The organism is Bacillus inaquosorum (assembly GCF_023238325.1).
In the GTDB taxonomy this organism is placed as follows: domain Bacteria; phylum Bacillota; class Bacilli; order Bacillales; family Bacillaceae; genus Bacillus; species Bacillus inaquosorum.
This window is the reverse complement of the sequence record NZ_CP096592.1, coordinates 2,909,601-2,924,766: the sequence shown is the minus strand read 5'-3', so window position 1 is coordinate 2,924,766 and position 15,166 is coordinate 2,909,601. Positions and strand designations below refer to the sequence as shown.

Sequence of the window (15,166 nt, the reverse complement as noted above, 5' to 3'; positions counted from 1 at the left end):
AAATAATGAAACTGAAACTCTCTTTATTTTGTATCTTGATCTAAAAAACAGAGTGCAACATACATTGTGACGATGTCCTCAGTGCGGTCAAAACGCAAACCTGTCAGCTGTTCAGCCTTAGACAGACGATAACGCAATGTATTGATGTGTATATGCATGTCTTCAGCGGTTTGTTTCAAAGACAAATCGTGATGAAAGAAAGTCCGTATCGTATTCATAAGCTCCAGACGTTGAAGTGCCTCACGGAATACCCTTTGCGGAAATTCATTACGGGTACCAGGGCTGATCTCAGTCAGGCACATATCAAGCTTCAGATCCTCTTCGAAGATGGGCGTTTTCCGCTTAAGGCTGACAGCCAGCGCTTTTTCCGCTTGCTCGTATGAGTCTGTCAGGCTGGAGCTTGAAACAGCCCTTCCGGCGCCAGCTGCGGCATATCGGCTGTTTGCGGTATGAGCAAACGAACAAATGAGAAGAATCTGCCGTAAAAGCCGATCCCTCTGTTCATGTTTTGGCACTTCGTGATTAATCAGAATCCGTTCATTTCCCCACCTGATGAACAAATCCGAAGGGTACGCTGATTTCCAGATATGTGTCATTTGTTCAATTTCATAGCGTGACCACTCATAGCCTTGAATGAGAATCATTTGGTGCGGGGAGGCAAGGTCAATACCAAGAAGCTGGGCTTTCTCCAGAAAACCGGGTGACCATTCTTTTAATTGCAGCCAATCAATCATAAAGGACTCCAGCATTCTCTCACGCCACTGGGACTGCTCTAAATGCCACGATTCCTTAATGAACAGTTCTGTCATTTTCCGAAGCAGCTCCCCGTATGGCTGAATCTCAGCGGGCTCGCCTGTCAGCCCGAAGACGGCGATCACATCACGGTCAGAAAATACAGGGAGATTCAGGCCTGCCTTCACTCCTTTTAATTTCTTTTCATCTTCTTTTGTAATAATGACATTGCGCTTCTCTTTTGCGCAGATGAGCGCTCCCTCATGAAAACGTCCGACCCGCTCATCATTTGTGCTTGCCATAATGAGACCGTCTGTGTTCACAATAATGACTTCACGTTCGTACATTTTTTTGACTTCAGCAATGATTTTTTTCACTAATAACGGTTGTAAAAACATGGCGATCCCCCTCATCATGTTTTTATTATATAAGAAAAAAACCGGGCGCTGTCACCCGGTTTCATGTCTTATTGGGCGGGTTTTAATCCGCCTTCAAGCGTTTTTAGCATTTCGTTTTTCTCACTCTCGGATGCGTGCTGCCAAATGACTTCGAATAAAACGCCGAGCCCCGGAAGCATTTTTTCTTCACCGCTTTGAATCGCATCCACAATTGTATGTTCAAGCTGCTCCTGATTATTGCCGGTTACATTGGCAATGACGGCATGACGTAAATTAAGATCCATGTAAAAACGCTCCTTTTCCTAAAATGTTATACGTATATTCTAACCCTGCACCTGGTTTATTATGTGCTGTTCTTGCGATATAATAACATCATGTTAAAAAAAGGAGAGCCACACAGACAGTGAAACAAATAGAATCCGCAAAAAACCAAAAAGTGAAGGATTGGAAAAAGCTTCACACGAAAAAAGAACGAACAAAAACGAATACATTTCTGATTGAGGGAGAACATCTTGTTGAAGAGGCGCTCAAGAGCCCGGGCACGGTGAAAGAAATCCTTGTAAAGGATGAAACGAAAATTCCGTCAGAACTTGATGTAAGCATCCAGTGCTACGTGCTGAGTGAAGATGCGTTTTCAGCTGTTACTGAAACTGAAACGCCGCAGCAGATCGCCGCTGTGTGCCATATGCCTGAAGAAAAACTGGCGTCGCCTCAGCGGGTGCTGCTGATTGACGCTGTTCAAGATCCGGGAAACCTCGGCACGATGATTCGGACAGCAGATGCGGCCGGTTTAGATGCGGTTGTGCTCGGTGACGGCACGGCGGACGCCTTTAACGGAAAAACGCTTCGATCCGCACAAGGTTCTCACTTTCATATTCCTGTTGTGAGAAGAAACCTGCATACATATGTGGATGAATTGAAAGCAGAGGGGGTAAAAGTGTACGGCACGGCGCTGCAAAACGGAGCGCCTTACAGGGATATGCCTCAGGCTGAATCCTTTGCGCTCATTGTAGGAAATGAAGGGGCAGGGGTGGATGCCGCCTTGCTGGAAAAAACGGATTTGAACCTGTACGTGCCGCTTTACGGACAGGCTGAATCACTGAACGTTGCGATTGCGGCTGCCATCCTCGTGTATCACTTGCGAGGATAGTGTTGCGCGAAGCGTTGGATTTCTCTATAATAGAACATAATATTTGAAAAACCGTGACAGAGGACCTCAATTTCTGATCAACTGCTTTCCAGGGAGAAAATGCCGCTGACTGAGAGCATTTTTAACGCAGCCGGAAATTGTCTTCACCTCTTGAGTTGTCGCCGGGACCGCGCACACTGCGCGTAAAGGTGAACCGGAATCTGATTCCGTTATGTCAATGAAGCTGACGACAGCATCAGTCTGTCTGAAATAAGGGTGGTACCGCGGCCACAACTCGTCCCTTGTACAAGGGACGGGTTTTTTTTGTTTTCCAAAGACATATAACGGTTTGTTACATAAAAGGAGGATGCAAAATGGAAGAAAAGCTAAAACAGCTGGAACAAGAAGCTTTAGAACAAGTAGAAGCGGCAAGCTCATTAAAGATTGTCAATGATATTCGGGTGCAATATCTCGGAAAAAAAGGGCCGATTACAGAAGTGCTGCGCGGAATGGGCAAACTTTCTGCTGAGGAACGTCCGAAAATGGGCGCGCTCGCGAACGAAGTAAGAGAGCGTATCGCCAATGCGATTGCTATCAAAAACGAGAAGCTTGAAGAAGAAGAAATGAAGCAGAAGCTTGCGGGACAGACAATTGACGTCACGCTGCCGGGGAACCCTGTCGCAGTCGGCGGCCGCCATCCGCTCACAGTTGTCATTGAAGAAATTGAAGATTTATTTATCGGTATGGGCTACACTGTCGAGGAAGGACCTGAGGTTGAAACGGATTACTACAACTTCGAATCGCTCAACCTGCCGAAAGAACACCCTGCGCGCGATATGCAGGACAGCTTTTACATTACAGAGGAAACTCTGATGAGAACGCAAACTTCTCCAGTTCAGACACGGACGATGGAAAAGCACGAAGGCAAAGGGCCGGTTAAAATCATTTGTCCGGGTAAAGTATACCGCCGTGATAACGATGATGCGACGCACTCTCACCAATTTATGCAAATTGAAGGGCTTGTCGTTGACAAAAACATCAGCATGAGTGATTTAAAAGGAACGCTTGAACTCGTTGCGAAAAAAATGTTCGGGGAAGACCGCGAAATCAGACTCCGCCCAAGCTTCTTCCCGTTTACTGAGCCTTCAGTAGAAGTAGACGTGACATGCTTTAAATGCGGAGGAAACGGCTGCTCAGTATGTAAAGGAACAGGCTGGATCGAAATCCTCGGCGCTGGCATGGTTCACCCGAACGTGCTGAGAATGGCTGGCTTTGATCCGAAGGAATATCAGGGCTTCGCATTCGGAATGGGTGTTGAGCGTATCGCGATGCTGAAATATGGCATTGATGATATCCGCCACTTCTATACAAACGATGTCAGATTTATTTCGCAGTTTAAACAGGCGTAAGAGGAGGATGCTAGGATGTTTGTTTCTTATAAATGGTTAGAGGATTATGTTGACATAAAAGGCATGGCCCCGGCTGTTCTTGCTGAGAAAATTACAAGAGCCGGCATTGAGGTTGAAGGAATTGAATACAAAGGGGAAGGCATCAAAGGCGTTGTCATCGGCCACGTGCTGGAGCGCGAGCAGCATCCGAATGCTGATAAGCTGAATAAATGCCTTGTTGATATCGGAGCGGAAGCACCTGTACAAATCATTTGCGGCGCGCCGAATGTGGATAAAGGACAAAAAGTCGCAGTTGCAACAGTCGGAGCGGTGCTGCCGGGCAATTTCAAAATCAAAAAGGCAAAGCTTCGCGGTGAAGAATCAAACGGCATGATCTGTTCTTTACAGGAGCTTGGCATTGAAAGCAAGCTTGTGGCGCAGGAGTATGCGGAAGGCATTTTCGTATTCCCGAATGACGCTGAAACAGGAAACGATGCCTTAGCGGCTTTACAGCTTGACGATGCGATCCTTGAGCTTGGTTTAACGCCAAACCGCGCGGATGCAATGAACATGCTTGGTGTTGCTTACGAGGTTGCGGCGATTTTAGATACAGAGGTAAAACTTCCGCAAACGGATTATCCGGCTGCTTCAGAACAAGCGTCTGATTATATCGCTGTCAAAGTCGAAGATCAAGAAGCGAACCCGCTGTATACTGCAAAAATCATTAAAAACGTCACGATTGCTCCGTCACCGCTTTGGATGCAGACAAAGCTGATGAATGCAGGCATTCGCCCGCACAACAACGTTGTTGACATCACAAACTTTGTCCTGCTGGAATACGGACAGCCGCTTCACGCGTTTGATTATGACAGATTCGGCTCCAAGGAAGTCGTAGTAAGAAAAGCAGCTGAAAATGAAACGATCTTAACACTTGATGATCAAAAACGTAAGCTGTCTGCCGATCACCTTGTTATTACGAACGGAACGAAAGCGCAAGCCGTTGCCGGTGTCATGGGAGGAGCAGAGTCAGAGGTTCAGGAAGATACGAAAACGATTTTGCTTGAGGCTGCGTACTTCAACGGACAGACGGTTCGCAAGGCTTCCAAAGATCTTGGTTTGAGAAGTGAATCAAGCGTAAGATTTGAAAAAGGCATTGATCCGGCGCGCGTACGTCTTGCGGCAGAACGGGCTGCACAGCTAATCCATCTGTATGCAGGCGGTGAAGTGCTCGCTGGAACGGTTGAGGAAGATCACCTGACAATCGAAGCGAATAACATTCATGTTTCTGCAGACAAAGTGAGCAGCGTCCTCGGCATGACAATCAGCAAAGAAGAACTGATCAGCATTTATAATCGTCTCGGCTTTACTGTCGGTGAAGCAAATGATTTGCTCGTCGTGACAGTTCCATCACGTCGCGGTGACATTACAATCGAAGAGGATTTAATTGAAGAAGCGGCAAGACTGTACGGCTATGATAACATTCCGTCTACGCTTCCTGAGACAGCGGGAACAACAGGCGGATTAACGCCATATCAGGCAAAACGCCGTAAAGTCAGACGTTTTCTTGAAGGCGCAGGCTTGTCACAAGCCATCACTTACTCACTGACAAACGAGAAGAAAGCGGCAGCGTTTGCGATTGAAAAATCACTGAACACTGTGCTTGCGCTTCCGATGAGTGAAGAAAGAAGCATTCTCAGACACAGTCTTGTTCCGAATCTGCTTGACTCCGTTTCTTACAACCTGGCGAGACAGACTGACTCAGTCGCACTGTACGAAGTCGGCTCCGTTTTCCTGACGAAGGAAGAGGACACAAAACCTGTTGAAACAGAACGCGTGGCAGGAGCTGTTACCGGATTATGGCGCAAGCAGCTGTGGCAGGGCGAGAAAAAAACGGTTGATTTCTTCGTCGCCAAAGGAATTGTAGAAGGGCTGTTAGAAAAACTGAACGTCCTCGACAGCATTGAATTTGTTCAGTCTGAACGCAAACAGCTGCACCCAGGCAGAACAGCGAACATTCTATTGAATGGTTCTCTTATCGGCTTCATCGGCCAAGTCCATCCTTCATTGGAAAAAGAACTGGATATAAAAGAGACATACGTGTTTGAGCTTGATCTTCATGCGTTACTCGCAGCGGAAACAGCGCCGCTTGTTTACACGGCGATTCCAAAATATCCGTCTGTGACACGTGATATCGCGCTTGTAACAGATAAATCCGTCACAAGCGGCCAGCTCGAAAGCGTCATTAAAGAGGCTGGCGGAAAGCTTCTGAAAGAAGTATCCGTCTTTGACGTATACGAAGGCGAGCATATGGAGGAAGGCAAAAAGTCAGTTGCTTTCTCACTTCAATATGTAAACCCTGAACAAACCCTGACTGAAGAAGAAGTGACAAAGGCGCACAGCAAAGTGCTGAAGGCGTTAGAAGACAAATATCAGGCCGTTTTAAGAGGCTAATAAAAAAGCTTGCAGATTTATCTGCAAGCTTTTTTCTATGAACGTTTTTTAGCGGCAAGGCGCTGCGCTTTCTGCGTATTGGCAAAATGGAGTTTTGTAAAGGCTCTGAGAGCGGATGCCCCTTTTTTAAGGATCAGCTTGGCAGCCGCCTCATCCACGTGCGGGCCGGCCCCTTTCGGAAGCGTCATTCCTGCCTCGCGCGATAGTTTATCCATTTCCATTAAAAACGAATATCTTGCAATGATTGAAGCAGCGGCGACTGACAGGTGAATGCCTTCAGCCTTTGTGCTAAAATAGGTCCGCTCCTTCACAATGTCTCTGCCCTTTAAATGATTGAAGTAGACGCCAGGCTCAGCGAATTGGTCAATCAAAATGGCCTCAGGCTTTACCCCGTCCATTTTTCTTAACAAATGGGTGATGGCCTGATTGTGCAGCAAGGCTTTCATTTTCCCTTGGCTCATGCCTTTTTCCTGCATGCTGTTGTACTTTTCATTCTTTAACACAAGCAGGCTGTACGGAATGGTTTTGATCAGGTTTCGGGCAATCTCAATGATTTGCGGGTCCTTTAAGTCTTTAGAGTCCTTAACACCGAGTTCCTTCATTAAAGGAAGCATGGTTTTGTCGACGTACGCACATACAACCGTCATCGGGCCAAAGTAATCTCCAGTTCCGACCTCGTCAGAGCCGATAACAGACATTCCGGCGATATTTGCCGGAGGAACATAGCGGGGATCAGCCGGTTTTTTGGCCGTTTTCTTCTTTTCCTGCGGTTCTGCTGTTCCCCAGCGCGCTGATTCTGCCGCTGCGTTTTTGCCTTGAAACAAGACCTTGCCGGATTTATATGCTGTAATGGTACAGCCTGGCGGTTTCGCCTGAAAAACGGCTCCCTGCGGAACAGAGGCAGTAAGCGAACCGCTATACGTCATTTTCATTTGGTCAATAGCAGACAACGGTACTTTTATCACAGAATGGGACACGTAATAATCTCCTTTTTTTACACTTTTCACTGTATATACCAGTGTATCATAACAGCGGGAGGCTCGTCTTTCCATTCATTTAATAAACGTGTTATGATAAGAACTAGGATTCTCGCGGAATGGAGGAGAAACGTTGTCTGACGGCAAAAAAACAAAAACAACCGTTGACATTTACGGCCAGCACTTCACGATTGTCGGTGAAGAAAGCAAAGCCCATATGAGGTATGTCGCCGGAATTGTTGATGATAAAATGAGAGAAATCAATGAAAAAAATCCATACCTTGATATAAATAAACTTGCAGTGCTGACAGCGGTAAATGTGGTGCACGATTATGTCAAATTACAAGAGAAATATGAGAAACTGGAGCGTCAGCTTAAAGAAAAGGATTGAACAACTATGCTAGATATCATCATCTTAATCTTGCTCCTGATGGGGACTTTACTGGGATTAAAACGCGGTTTTATTCTGCAGTTTATCCGCTTGACGAGCTTTATTTTATCGATCGCCTTTGCGGCTTTATTCTATAAAAATGTGGCGCCGCATTTAAAGTGGATTCCCGCACCCGATTTTTCAGCGGGACAGCCGGCTCTTTCTTTTTTCACGGGAAATTTGGAAGCAGCCTACTATAATGCGATTGCGTTTATCGTTTTATTTATTATCGCTAAAATCTTACTGAGAATCATAGGCTCATTCTTGAGTATTGTAGCCGGCATTCCGGTGATTAAACAAATCAACCAGGTGCTGGGCGCCGTTCTCGGTTTTCTTGAAGTCTATTTATTTACATTTGTGCTGCTGTATGTTGCATCCGTGCTTCCGGTAGATGCTTTGCAGCAAATGATGGGGCAATCGTCTCTCGCAAATGTGATCATTAACCATACACCGTATTTGTCAGGGCTCCTACAAGAGCTGTGGACACAGTACGGGGCATAAAAAACTTCTCTTGTCCGGAGAAGTTTTTTTCAAGTATGATGGAAACATATGTGAACGTCTGGGGGTTATTGTATGCATAAAAAAGATATTATCCGGCTGCTTGAAACCATTGCAGTCTACATGGAACTCAAAGGGGACAACCCGTTTAAAGTATCCGCCTTCCGAAAAGCAGCGGCAGCCCTAGAACAGGATGACCGCAGTTTATCAGAAATGGACGATATGATGTCGCTGTCCGGCATTGGAAAAGGAACGTACAGCGTCATTAAAGAGTATATAGATGAAGGAAAGTCAAGTACACTCGAATCGCTGCAGAAAGAAGTGCCGGAAGGACTCGTGCCTTTATTGAAGCTGCCGGGCCTCGGCGGCAAAAAAATCGCAAAGCTGTATAAAGAGCTCGGCGTACATGATGCAGAATCTCTGAAGGAAGCCTGTGAGCAGCAAAAGGTACAAGGTCTTGCGGGTTTTGGCAAAAAATCAGAAGAAAAAATATTACAGGCGCTCGGGGAAGCCGGAAAACAGCCTGAACGGTTCCCGATCGGCTACGCCCTCCGGATCGCCAGGGACATTGAAGAGCATCTTTCTCAATTTACGGATATCATCAAATTTTCCCGTGCCGGAAGTCTCCGCAGAGCGCGGGAAACGGTGAAGGATCTGGATTATATCATTGCCACAGATCGCCCTGCTGAAGTAAGAGAGCAACTGCTTGCACTGCCAAACATCAAAAGCGTGATCGCGAGCGGAGATACGAAGGTGTCCGTTATCCTTTCCTTTGAATATGAAACAAGCGTTGATTTCCGTCTTGTCACGGAAGAGCAGTTTCCGACAACACTCCATCATTTTACGGGATCAAAGGATCACAACATTAAGATGCGCCAAATCGCGAAAGAACGCGGCGAGCGGATCAGTGAATACGGCGTCGAGACAGTTGAAACCGGAGATATCAAAACATTTCCGAGTGAACGTGAATTTTATGCGCACTTCGGCCTGCCGCTGATTCCGCCGGAGCTCCGTGAAAGCGGGCAAGAAGTGGAAACCTACAGCAACAGCATTGAATTGATAGAGCCCGAGCAAATCAAGGGAGATCTCCACATGCACTCAACGTGGAGCGATGGGGCGTTTTCTATCAGAGAGATGGCTGAAGCATGCATGGAAAAAGGCTATCAATATATGGCGATCACCGATCACTCGCAATATTTAAAGGTTGCCAACGGGCTGACTGCAGAAAGGCTCAAGCAGCAGGCAAAAGAAATTGACGCACTGAATGCTGAGTTCGAGAATTTCCGGATCTTGAAAGGCGTCGAGATGGATATTCTGCCTGACGGTACGCTTGATTATGATGACGACGTGCTGGCCGAAATGGACATCGTTATTGCATCGATTCATTCCAGCTTTAATCAGCCGGAACACGTCATTATGAAACGGCTTGAGACGGCACTGACCAACAAGCATGTTGACATTATCGCACACCCGACCGGACGCCTGATCGGCAGACGGGCCGGTTACGAAATCGATATTGATAAGCTGATTGAGCTTGCGAAGAAAACAAATACGGCGCTTGAACTCAACGCCAACCCTGCGCGCCTCGATTTGCGCACAGAACATTTAATCAAAGCAAACGAACAAGGGGTCACATTGGTCATTAATACCGATGCCCATAATATTGAGATGTTAGACGATATGAAAACCGGCGTTACTGCCGCGCGCAAAGGATGGACGGAAACGAAAAACGTTCTGAATGCCCGGTCGCTTAAAGACGTAGAGGCATTCCTGAAGCGCAACGATTAAGTAAGGAGGCTCACACAATCGTGCAGCAAAAAGTATTATCAGCTCTTGAATTTCATAAAGTGAAAGAACAGGTTATTGAGCACGCCGCTTCATCGCTCGGAAAAGAAATGCTTCTCGAGCTTAAGCCTTCTGCTTCTATAGACGAAATCAAAAAACAGCTTGATGAAGTAGATGAAGCTTCCGCCATTATCCGGCTGAGAGGGCAGGCGCCATTTGGCGGCCTTACTGATATTAGAGGAGCGTTAAGACGGGCGGAAATCGGCAGTGTTCTCAGTCCTTCAGAATTCACTGAGATCTCAGGTCTGCTTTACGCAGTTAAACAAATGAAACATTTTATCAGCCAAATGGCTGAAGACGGCGTCGACATTCCGCTGATCCATCAGCATGCTGAACAGCTTATCACGCTTTCCGATTTAGAACGGGACATTAATTCCTGCATTGATGATCACGGAGAAGTGCTTGATCATGCATCAGGAACATTAAGAGGAATCCGCACACAGCTCAAAACACTCGAATCGAGAATCAGAGACCGGTTAGAGTCCATGCTGCGCTCCTCCTCCGCTTCAAAAATGCTGTCTGATACGATCGTTACGATTCGGAATGACCGTTTTGTGATCCCGGTCAAACAAGAGTACAGATCAAGCTACGGAGGAATTGTGCATGATACCTCTTCCTCAGGCGCGACACTGTTCATTGAACCGCAGGCGATCGTAGATATGAACAACTCGCTTCAGCAGGCGAAAGTGAAAGAAAAGCAAGAAATTGAACGGATTTTGCGCGTGCTCACAGAGCATACGGCGGAGCACACAGAAGAGCTCTTTCAAGATTTGCAAGTGCTACAGACGCTTGACTTTATTTTTGCAAAAGCAAGATATGCAAAAGCGGTCAAAGCGACAAAACCGATCGTGAACGACAACGGCTTTGTCCGTTTGAAAAAGGCACGCCACCCATTGCTTCCGCCTGATCAAGTGGTTGCTAATGACATCGAGCTTGGCGGCGATTTTTCAACCATTGTCATTACAGGGCCAAACACCGGGGGGAAAACAGTCACCCTTAAAACGTTAGGCCTGTTAACCTTGATGGCGCAATCCGGACTTCATATTCCGGCAGATGAAGGGTCAGAAGCCGCCGTATTTGAGCATGTGTTTGCTGATATCGGCGATGAACAATCGATTGAGCAAAGCTTAAGTACGTTCTCATCCCATATGGTGAACATTGTCGGCATTTTAGAACATGTCAATGAAAACAGTCTTGTGCTTTTCGATGAACTGGGCGCAGGGACAGACCCGCAGGAAGGGGCGGCCCTCGCCATGAGCATCTTGGATGACGTGCATCGCACCAATGCTAGAGTGTTAGCCACGACGCATTACCCGGAATTAAAGGCATACGGCTATAACAGAGAAGGCGTCATGAATGCCAGCGTCGAATTTGACATTGAAACACTGTCACCAACCTATAAACTTTTAATTGGTGTGCCGGGACGAAGCAACGCCTTCGAAATTTCAAAACGCCTCGGACTCCCGGACCATATTATCGGGCAGGCCAAATCAGAAATGACGGCCGAGCATAACGAAGTCGACACGATGATTGCGTCGCTCGAACAAAGCAAAAAACGCGCGGAAGAAGAACTTTCTGAGACGGAATCAATCAGAAAAGAAGCAGAAAAGCTGCATAAAGAGCTGCAGCAGCAAATTATCGAGCTCAACAGCAAAAAAGACAAAATGCTCGAAGAGGCTGAACAGCAAGCGGCTGAAAAAGTAAAAGCGGCAACGAAAGAAGCCGAAGATATTATTCATGAATTGCGCTCAATAAAAGAAGAACACAAATCCTTCAAGGATCACGAGCTGATCAACGCGAAGAAACGGTTAGAAGGCGCAGTTCCTACTTTTGAAAAGTCCAAAAAACCAGAAAAACCGAAAACGCAAAAACGCGACTTCAAGCCTGGTGATGAGGTGAAAGTCCTCACCTTCGGGCAAAAAGGAACACTGCTTGAAAAAACCGGCGGCAATGAATGGAATGTTCAAATCGGAATTTTAAAAATGAAAGTAAAAGAAAAAGACCTGGAGTTTATCAAATCAGCTCCAGAACCAAAAAAAGAAAAAATCATTACGGCGGTCAAAGGGAAGGACTACCACGTATCGCTTGAACTTGACCTTCGCGGCGAACGCTATGAAAATGCCCTCAGCCGTGTTGAAAAATACTTGGATGATGCAGTATTAGCCGGATATCCAAGAGTGTCAATCATCCACGGAAAAGGAACCGGCGCTTTAAGAAAAGGCGTGCAGGATCTCCTGAAAAACCATCGCAGCGTTAGAAGCTCCCGTTTCGGTGAAGCAGGTGAGGGAGGATCAGGCGTTACGGTTGTTGAACTAAAATAAAAGGGAGTATGGCCATGAGTGATTTTTGGGAAAACGAGCTTGTGGAAATCGCGGCATATTACAGTGTCGCGGTTCTCTGCCTCGTCCTCTTTTTGACTGTGTTTGAGCTGGTGACGGCTTATAAAAACTGGGAAGAGATTCAAAAAGGAAATCTTGCGGTGGCAATGGCGACCGGCGGAAAAATTTTAGGAATCGCAAACGTGTTTCAGCATTCCATCTCCCAGCACAATTCTCTGCTGCAAATGATCGGCTGGGGCGTTTACGGGTTTGTTATGCTTCTGATCAGTTACTTTATTTTTGAGTTTTTGACTCCGCGGTTTAAAATTGATCAGGAAATCGAGAATGATAACCGGGCTGTCGGCTTTATTTCATTTGTCATTTCTGTCGGGCTTTCATTTGTGGTGGCAGCCGGAATATAAGGGGACGGAGAATAGATGGAAAAGCTTGCAAAAGTACTGCTCGCCGCGGCGGGAATCTTTTTGGTAATTGGTCTTATATATCTGTTCGTATCATGAGAAAAAGAAAGATTTACCTTTCTTTTTCTTTTTTTTGCCGTCCATCTGCTATAATGATAGGGTGGAACTCTAAAACCGAAAGGGGAGGTTTTATGCAGTCTCAAAAGCCGTGGCTTGCCGAGTATCCCGACGATATCCCGCACGAGCTTCCATTGCCGAACAAAACCCTGCAATCCATCCTGACAGACTCCGCCGCACGATTCCCTGACAAAACTGCCGTATCTTTCTTTGGAAAAAAACTCACCTTTCATGACATTCTGACGGATGCTCTTAAACTCGCAGCCTTTTTGCAGAACAATGGCCTGCAAAAAGGAGACAGAGTAGCTGTCATGCTGCCTAATTGCCCGCAATCAGTCATTTCTTATTACGGTGTCTTATTTGCCGGCGGCATCGTGGTGCAGACGAATCCGCTTTATACCGAGCATGAGCTTGAATACCAGCTTAGAGATGCTCAGGTAAGTGTAATCATCACCTTAGATTTGCTTTTCCCGAAGGCAATAAAAATGAAAACGTTATCAATAGTCGACCAGATTTTGATAACCAGCGTAAAAGACTATTTGCCTTTTCCGAAGAATATTCTTTACCCGCTGACGCAAAAACAAAAAGTGCATATCGACTTTGACAAAACAGCTAACATTCACACGTTCGCCTCCAGCATGAAGCAGGAAAAAATGGAGCTTCTGACAATCCCGAAGATCGATCCTGAACATGATATCGCTGTTCTCCAGTATACCGGAGGAACAACGGGGGCTCCAAAAGGGGTCATGCTCACGCACCGGAATATTTTGGCCAATACCGAAATGTGCGCCGCTTGGATGTACGATGTGAAGGAAGGCGCTGAAAAAGTGCTTGGCATCGTCCCGTTTTTTCACGTCTACGGGCTGACGGCAGTGATGAATTATTCGATTAAGCAAGGCTTTGAAATGATTCTTCTTCCTAAGTTCGACCCGCTCGAAACGCTTAAAATCATCGACAAACAAAAACCGACGCTCTTTCCAGGCGCACCGACGATTTACATCGGCCTTTTGCATCACCCCGAACTGCAGCATTATGATCTGTCATCCATTAAAAGCTGTCTTAGCGGATCAGCCGCACTGCCTGTTGAGGTAAAGCAGAAATTTGAAAAGGTGACTGGCGGAAAGCTTGTGGAAGGTTATGGTTTGTCTGAGGCATCACCAGTGACGCACGCTAATTTTATCTGGGGGAAAAACAAGCCGGGCAGTATCGGCTGTCCTTGGCCGGGTACTGACGCAGTGATCTATTCTGAGGAAACGGGTGAGTTTGCCGCTCCATATGAGCATGGAGAAATCATTGTAAAAGGTCCGCAAGTCATGAAAGGATATTGGAACAAACCGGAGGAAACCGCCGCTGTACTAAGAGACGGCTGGCTGTTCACCGGAGACATGGGCTATATGGATGAAGAGGGCTTTTTCTATATTGCCGACAGGAAGAAGGACATCATTATCGCCGGCGGTTATAATATTTACCCGCGTGAAGTCGAAGAGGTGCTTTATGAACATGAAGCCATCCAGGAAATTGTGGTTGCAGGTGTGCCCGATTCCTACAGGGGAGAAACAGTAAAAGCATTTGTCGTGTTAAAGAAAGATGCAAAAGCCGATGCAGAAGAACTGGACGCTTTTGCCAGATCCCGCCTCGCTCCTTACAAGGTGCCGAAAGCCTATGAGTTCAGAAAAGAGCTACCGAAAACAGCGGTCGGGAAAATTTTAAGAAGGCGTTTACTCGAAGAAGAAGTTGAAAATCATCACATCAAATAACAGAAGAAAAAGAGAACACCTGTGAATAAACTTGACAAAGCCGAAAATCCTTTTTATCATGAAATTATGAATGAATAGTCATTCATTTCTATAGGAAGGAACGATGAACATTGAAGCAAAAACGGCCAAAGTATATGCAGATTATTGATGCAGCAGTAGAAGTCATTGCGGAAAACGGCTACCACCAGTCACAGGTATCTAAAATTGCCAAACAAGCCGGAGTAGCGGACGGCACCATCTATCTCTATTTCAAAAACAAAGAAGACATTTTAATTTCTCTTTTCAAAGAAAAAATGGGCCAATTTATTGAGCGGATGGAAGAGGACATAAAAGAAAAGACAACAGCGAAAGAGAAACTGGCGCTTGTGATTTCAAAGCATTTTTCCCTTTTAGCCGATGACCATAATCTCGCGATTGTCACTCAGCTTGAGCTCCGCCAGTCAAACTTGGAGCTGCGCCAGAAAATCAATGAAATATTAAAAGGCTACTTAAATATTTTAGATGGCATCTTGACCGAAGGCATACAATCAGGCGAATTAAAAGAGGGCCTCGATGTCCGCCTCGCCCGGCAGATGATTTTTGGAACGATTGACGAAACTGTGACAACTTGGGTTATGAATGACCAAAAGTACGATCTCGCTGCCTTGTCAGACAGCGTTTTAGAATTGTTGGTGTCCGGAATTCACAATAAGTAAAGGGGTTCTGTC

General features: G+C 46.1%; 14 protein-coding genes. 10 read left to right on the top strand and 4 right to left on the bottom strand.

Annotated features, from left to right (window positions below; translation table 11 throughout):
• Positions 1-23: 23 nt before the first annotated feature.
• Both M1M80_RS14835 and sspI read right to left on the bottom strand, forming a co-directional pair.
• Positions 24-1,130: a CdaR family transcriptional regulator gene (locus M1M80_RS14835; protein WP_060399237.1), complete on the bottom strand. Its 1,107-nt coding sequence runs from the start codon at positions 1,128-1,130 to the stop codon at positions 24-26.
• Between the two features lie 68 nt (positions 1,131-1,198).
• Positions 1,199-1,414 (bottom strand): small acid-soluble spore protein SspI, encoded by a 216-nt coding sequence (gene sspI / locus M1M80_RS14830; RefSeq protein ID WP_003222464.1) that lies wholly within the window; start codon positions 1,412-1,414, stop codon positions 1,199-1,201.
• 119 nt (positions 1,415-1,533) lie between these two features.
• On the opposite strand from sspI, the gene M1M80_RS14825 reads away from it, so the two are divergent.
• Positions 1,534-2,280 carry a TrmH family RNA methyltransferase gene (locus M1M80_RS14825; protein ID WP_003237689.1) on the top strand — a complete coding sequence of 249 codons (747 nt, stop codon included), beginning with the start codon at positions 1,534-1,536 and terminating at the stop codon, positions 2,278-2,280.
• A gap of 66 nt (positions 2,281-2,346) precedes the next feature.
• Here the strand turns inward: M1M80_RS14825 and M1M80_RS14820 are convergent, their stop codons facing one another.
• The gene (locus M1M80_RS14820) at positions 2,347-2,553 is read right to left on the bottom strand and encodes a hypothetical protein (protein ID WP_019259117.1); all 207 of its coding nucleotides are present in this window, start codon (positions 2,551-2,553) and stop codon (positions 2,347-2,349) included.
• An 80-nt stretch (positions 2,554-2,633) separates the two neighbouring features.
• Here M1M80_RS14820 and pheS point away from each other — a divergent pair, with 80 nt between their 5' ends.
• Both pheS and pheT read left to right on the top strand, forming a co-directional pair.
• Positions 2,634-3,668: a phenylalanine--tRNA ligase subunit alpha gene (gene pheS / locus M1M80_RS14815; RefSeq protein ID WP_003237687.1), complete on the top strand. Its 1,035-nt coding sequence runs from the start codon at positions 2,634-2,636 to the stop codon at positions 3,666-3,668.
• A gap of 15 nt (positions 3,669-3,683) precedes the next feature.
• Positions 3,684-6,098, top strand: a complete 2,415-nt coding sequence (gene pheT, locus M1M80_RS14810; RefSeq protein WP_060399236.1) for a phenylalanine--tRNA ligase subunit beta — start codon at positions 3,684-3,686, stop codon at positions 6,096-6,098.
• A 35-nt stretch (positions 6,099-6,133) separates the two neighbouring features.
• On the opposite strand, the gene rnhC is transcribed toward pheT, so the two are convergent.
• Positions 6,134-7,075: a ribonuclease HIII gene (rnhC, locus tag M1M80_RS14805; RefSeq protein WP_060399235.1), complete on the bottom strand. Its 942-nt coding sequence runs from the start codon at positions 7,073-7,075 to the stop codon at positions 6,134-6,136.
• A gap of 133 nt (positions 7,076-7,208) precedes the next feature.
• Here rnhC and zapA point away from each other — a divergent pair, with 133 nt between their 5' ends.
• The 7 genes from zapA (at position 7,209) to fadR (ending at position 15,154) form a co-directional block, all read left to right on the top strand.
• A complete protein-coding gene (gene zapA / locus M1M80_RS14800; RefSeq protein ID WP_003237682.1) occupies positions 7,209-7,466 on the top strand; it encodes a cell division protein ZapA in 258 nt (85 codons plus the stop codon).
• 6 nt (positions 7,467-7,472) lie between these two features.
• Complete coding sequence (locus tag M1M80_RS14795; RefSeq protein ID WP_003237680.1) at positions 7,473-8,006, top strand: CvpA family protein; 534 nt, start codon at positions 7,473-7,475, stop codon at positions 8,004-8,006.
• A gap of 72 nt (positions 8,007-8,078) precedes the next feature.
• A complete protein-coding gene (gene polX / locus M1M80_RS14790; protein ID WP_060399234.1) occupies positions 8,079-9,791 on the top strand; it encodes a DNA polymerase/3'-5' exonuclease PolX in 1,713 nt (570 codons plus the stop codon).
• Positions 9,792-9,811: 20 nt separating this feature from the next.
• Complete coding sequence (locus M1M80_RS14785) at positions 9,812-12,169, top strand: endonuclease MutS2 (protein ID WP_060399233.1); 2,358 nt, start codon at positions 9,812-9,814, stop codon at positions 12,167-12,169.
• A gap of 14 nt (positions 12,170-12,183) precedes the next feature.
• On the top strand, positions 12,184-12,588 hold the full coding sequence (locus M1M80_RS14780) for a DUF350 domain-containing protein (RefSeq protein WP_003237674.1): 405 nt from the start codon (positions 12,184-12,186) through the stop codon (positions 12,586-12,588).
• Positions 12,589-12,776: 188 nt separating this feature from the next.
• A complete protein-coding gene (gene lcfA / locus M1M80_RS14775; RefSeq protein WP_060399232.1) occupies positions 12,777-14,459 on the top strand; it encodes a long-chain-fatty-acid--CoA ligase LcfA in 1,683 nt (560 codons plus the stop codon).
• Positions 14,460-14,569: 110 nt separating this feature from the next.
• On the top strand, positions 14,570-15,154 hold the full coding sequence (gene fadR, locus M1M80_RS14770) for a fatty acid metabolism transcriptional regulator FadR (protein ID WP_003237670.1): 585 nt from the start codon (positions 14,570-14,572) through the stop codon (positions 15,152-15,154).
• The last annotated feature ends 12 nt before the right edge of the window (positions 15,155-15,166 follow it).

Excerpts from the sequence above, each read along its gene's own strand:
- M1M80_RS14835 (WP_060399237.1), bottom strand. The coding sequence starts at position 1,130 with ATGTTTTTACAACCGTTATTAGTGAAAAAAATCATTGCTGAAGTCAAA.
- sspI (WP_003222464.1), bottom strand. The coding sequence starts at position 1,414 with ATGGATCTTAATTTACGTCATGCCGTCATTGCCAATGTAACCGGCAAT.
- pheS (WP_003237687.1), top strand. The coding sequence starts at position 2,634 with ATGGAAGAAAAGCTAAAACAGCTGGAACAAGAAGCTTTAGAACAAGTA.
- pheT (WP_060399236.1), top strand. The coding sequence starts at position 3,684 with ATGTTTGTTTCTTATAAATGGTTAGAGGATTATGTTGACATAAAAGGC.
- M1M80_RS14795 (WP_003237680.1), top strand. The coding sequence starts at position 7,473 with ATGCTAGATATCATCATCTTAATCTTGCTCCTGATGGGGACTTTACTG.
- polX (WP_060399234.1), top strand. The coding sequence starts at position 8,079 with ATGCATAAAAAAGATATTATCCGGCTGCTTGAAACCATTGCAGTCTAC.
- M1M80_RS14780 (WP_003237674.1), top strand. The coding sequence starts at position 12,184 with ATGAGTGATTTTTGGGAAAACGAGCTTGTGGAAATCGCGGCATATTAC.
- lcfA (WP_060399232.1), top strand. The coding sequence starts at position 12,777 with ATGCAGTCTCAAAAGCCGTGGCTTGCCGAGTATCCCGACGATATCCCG.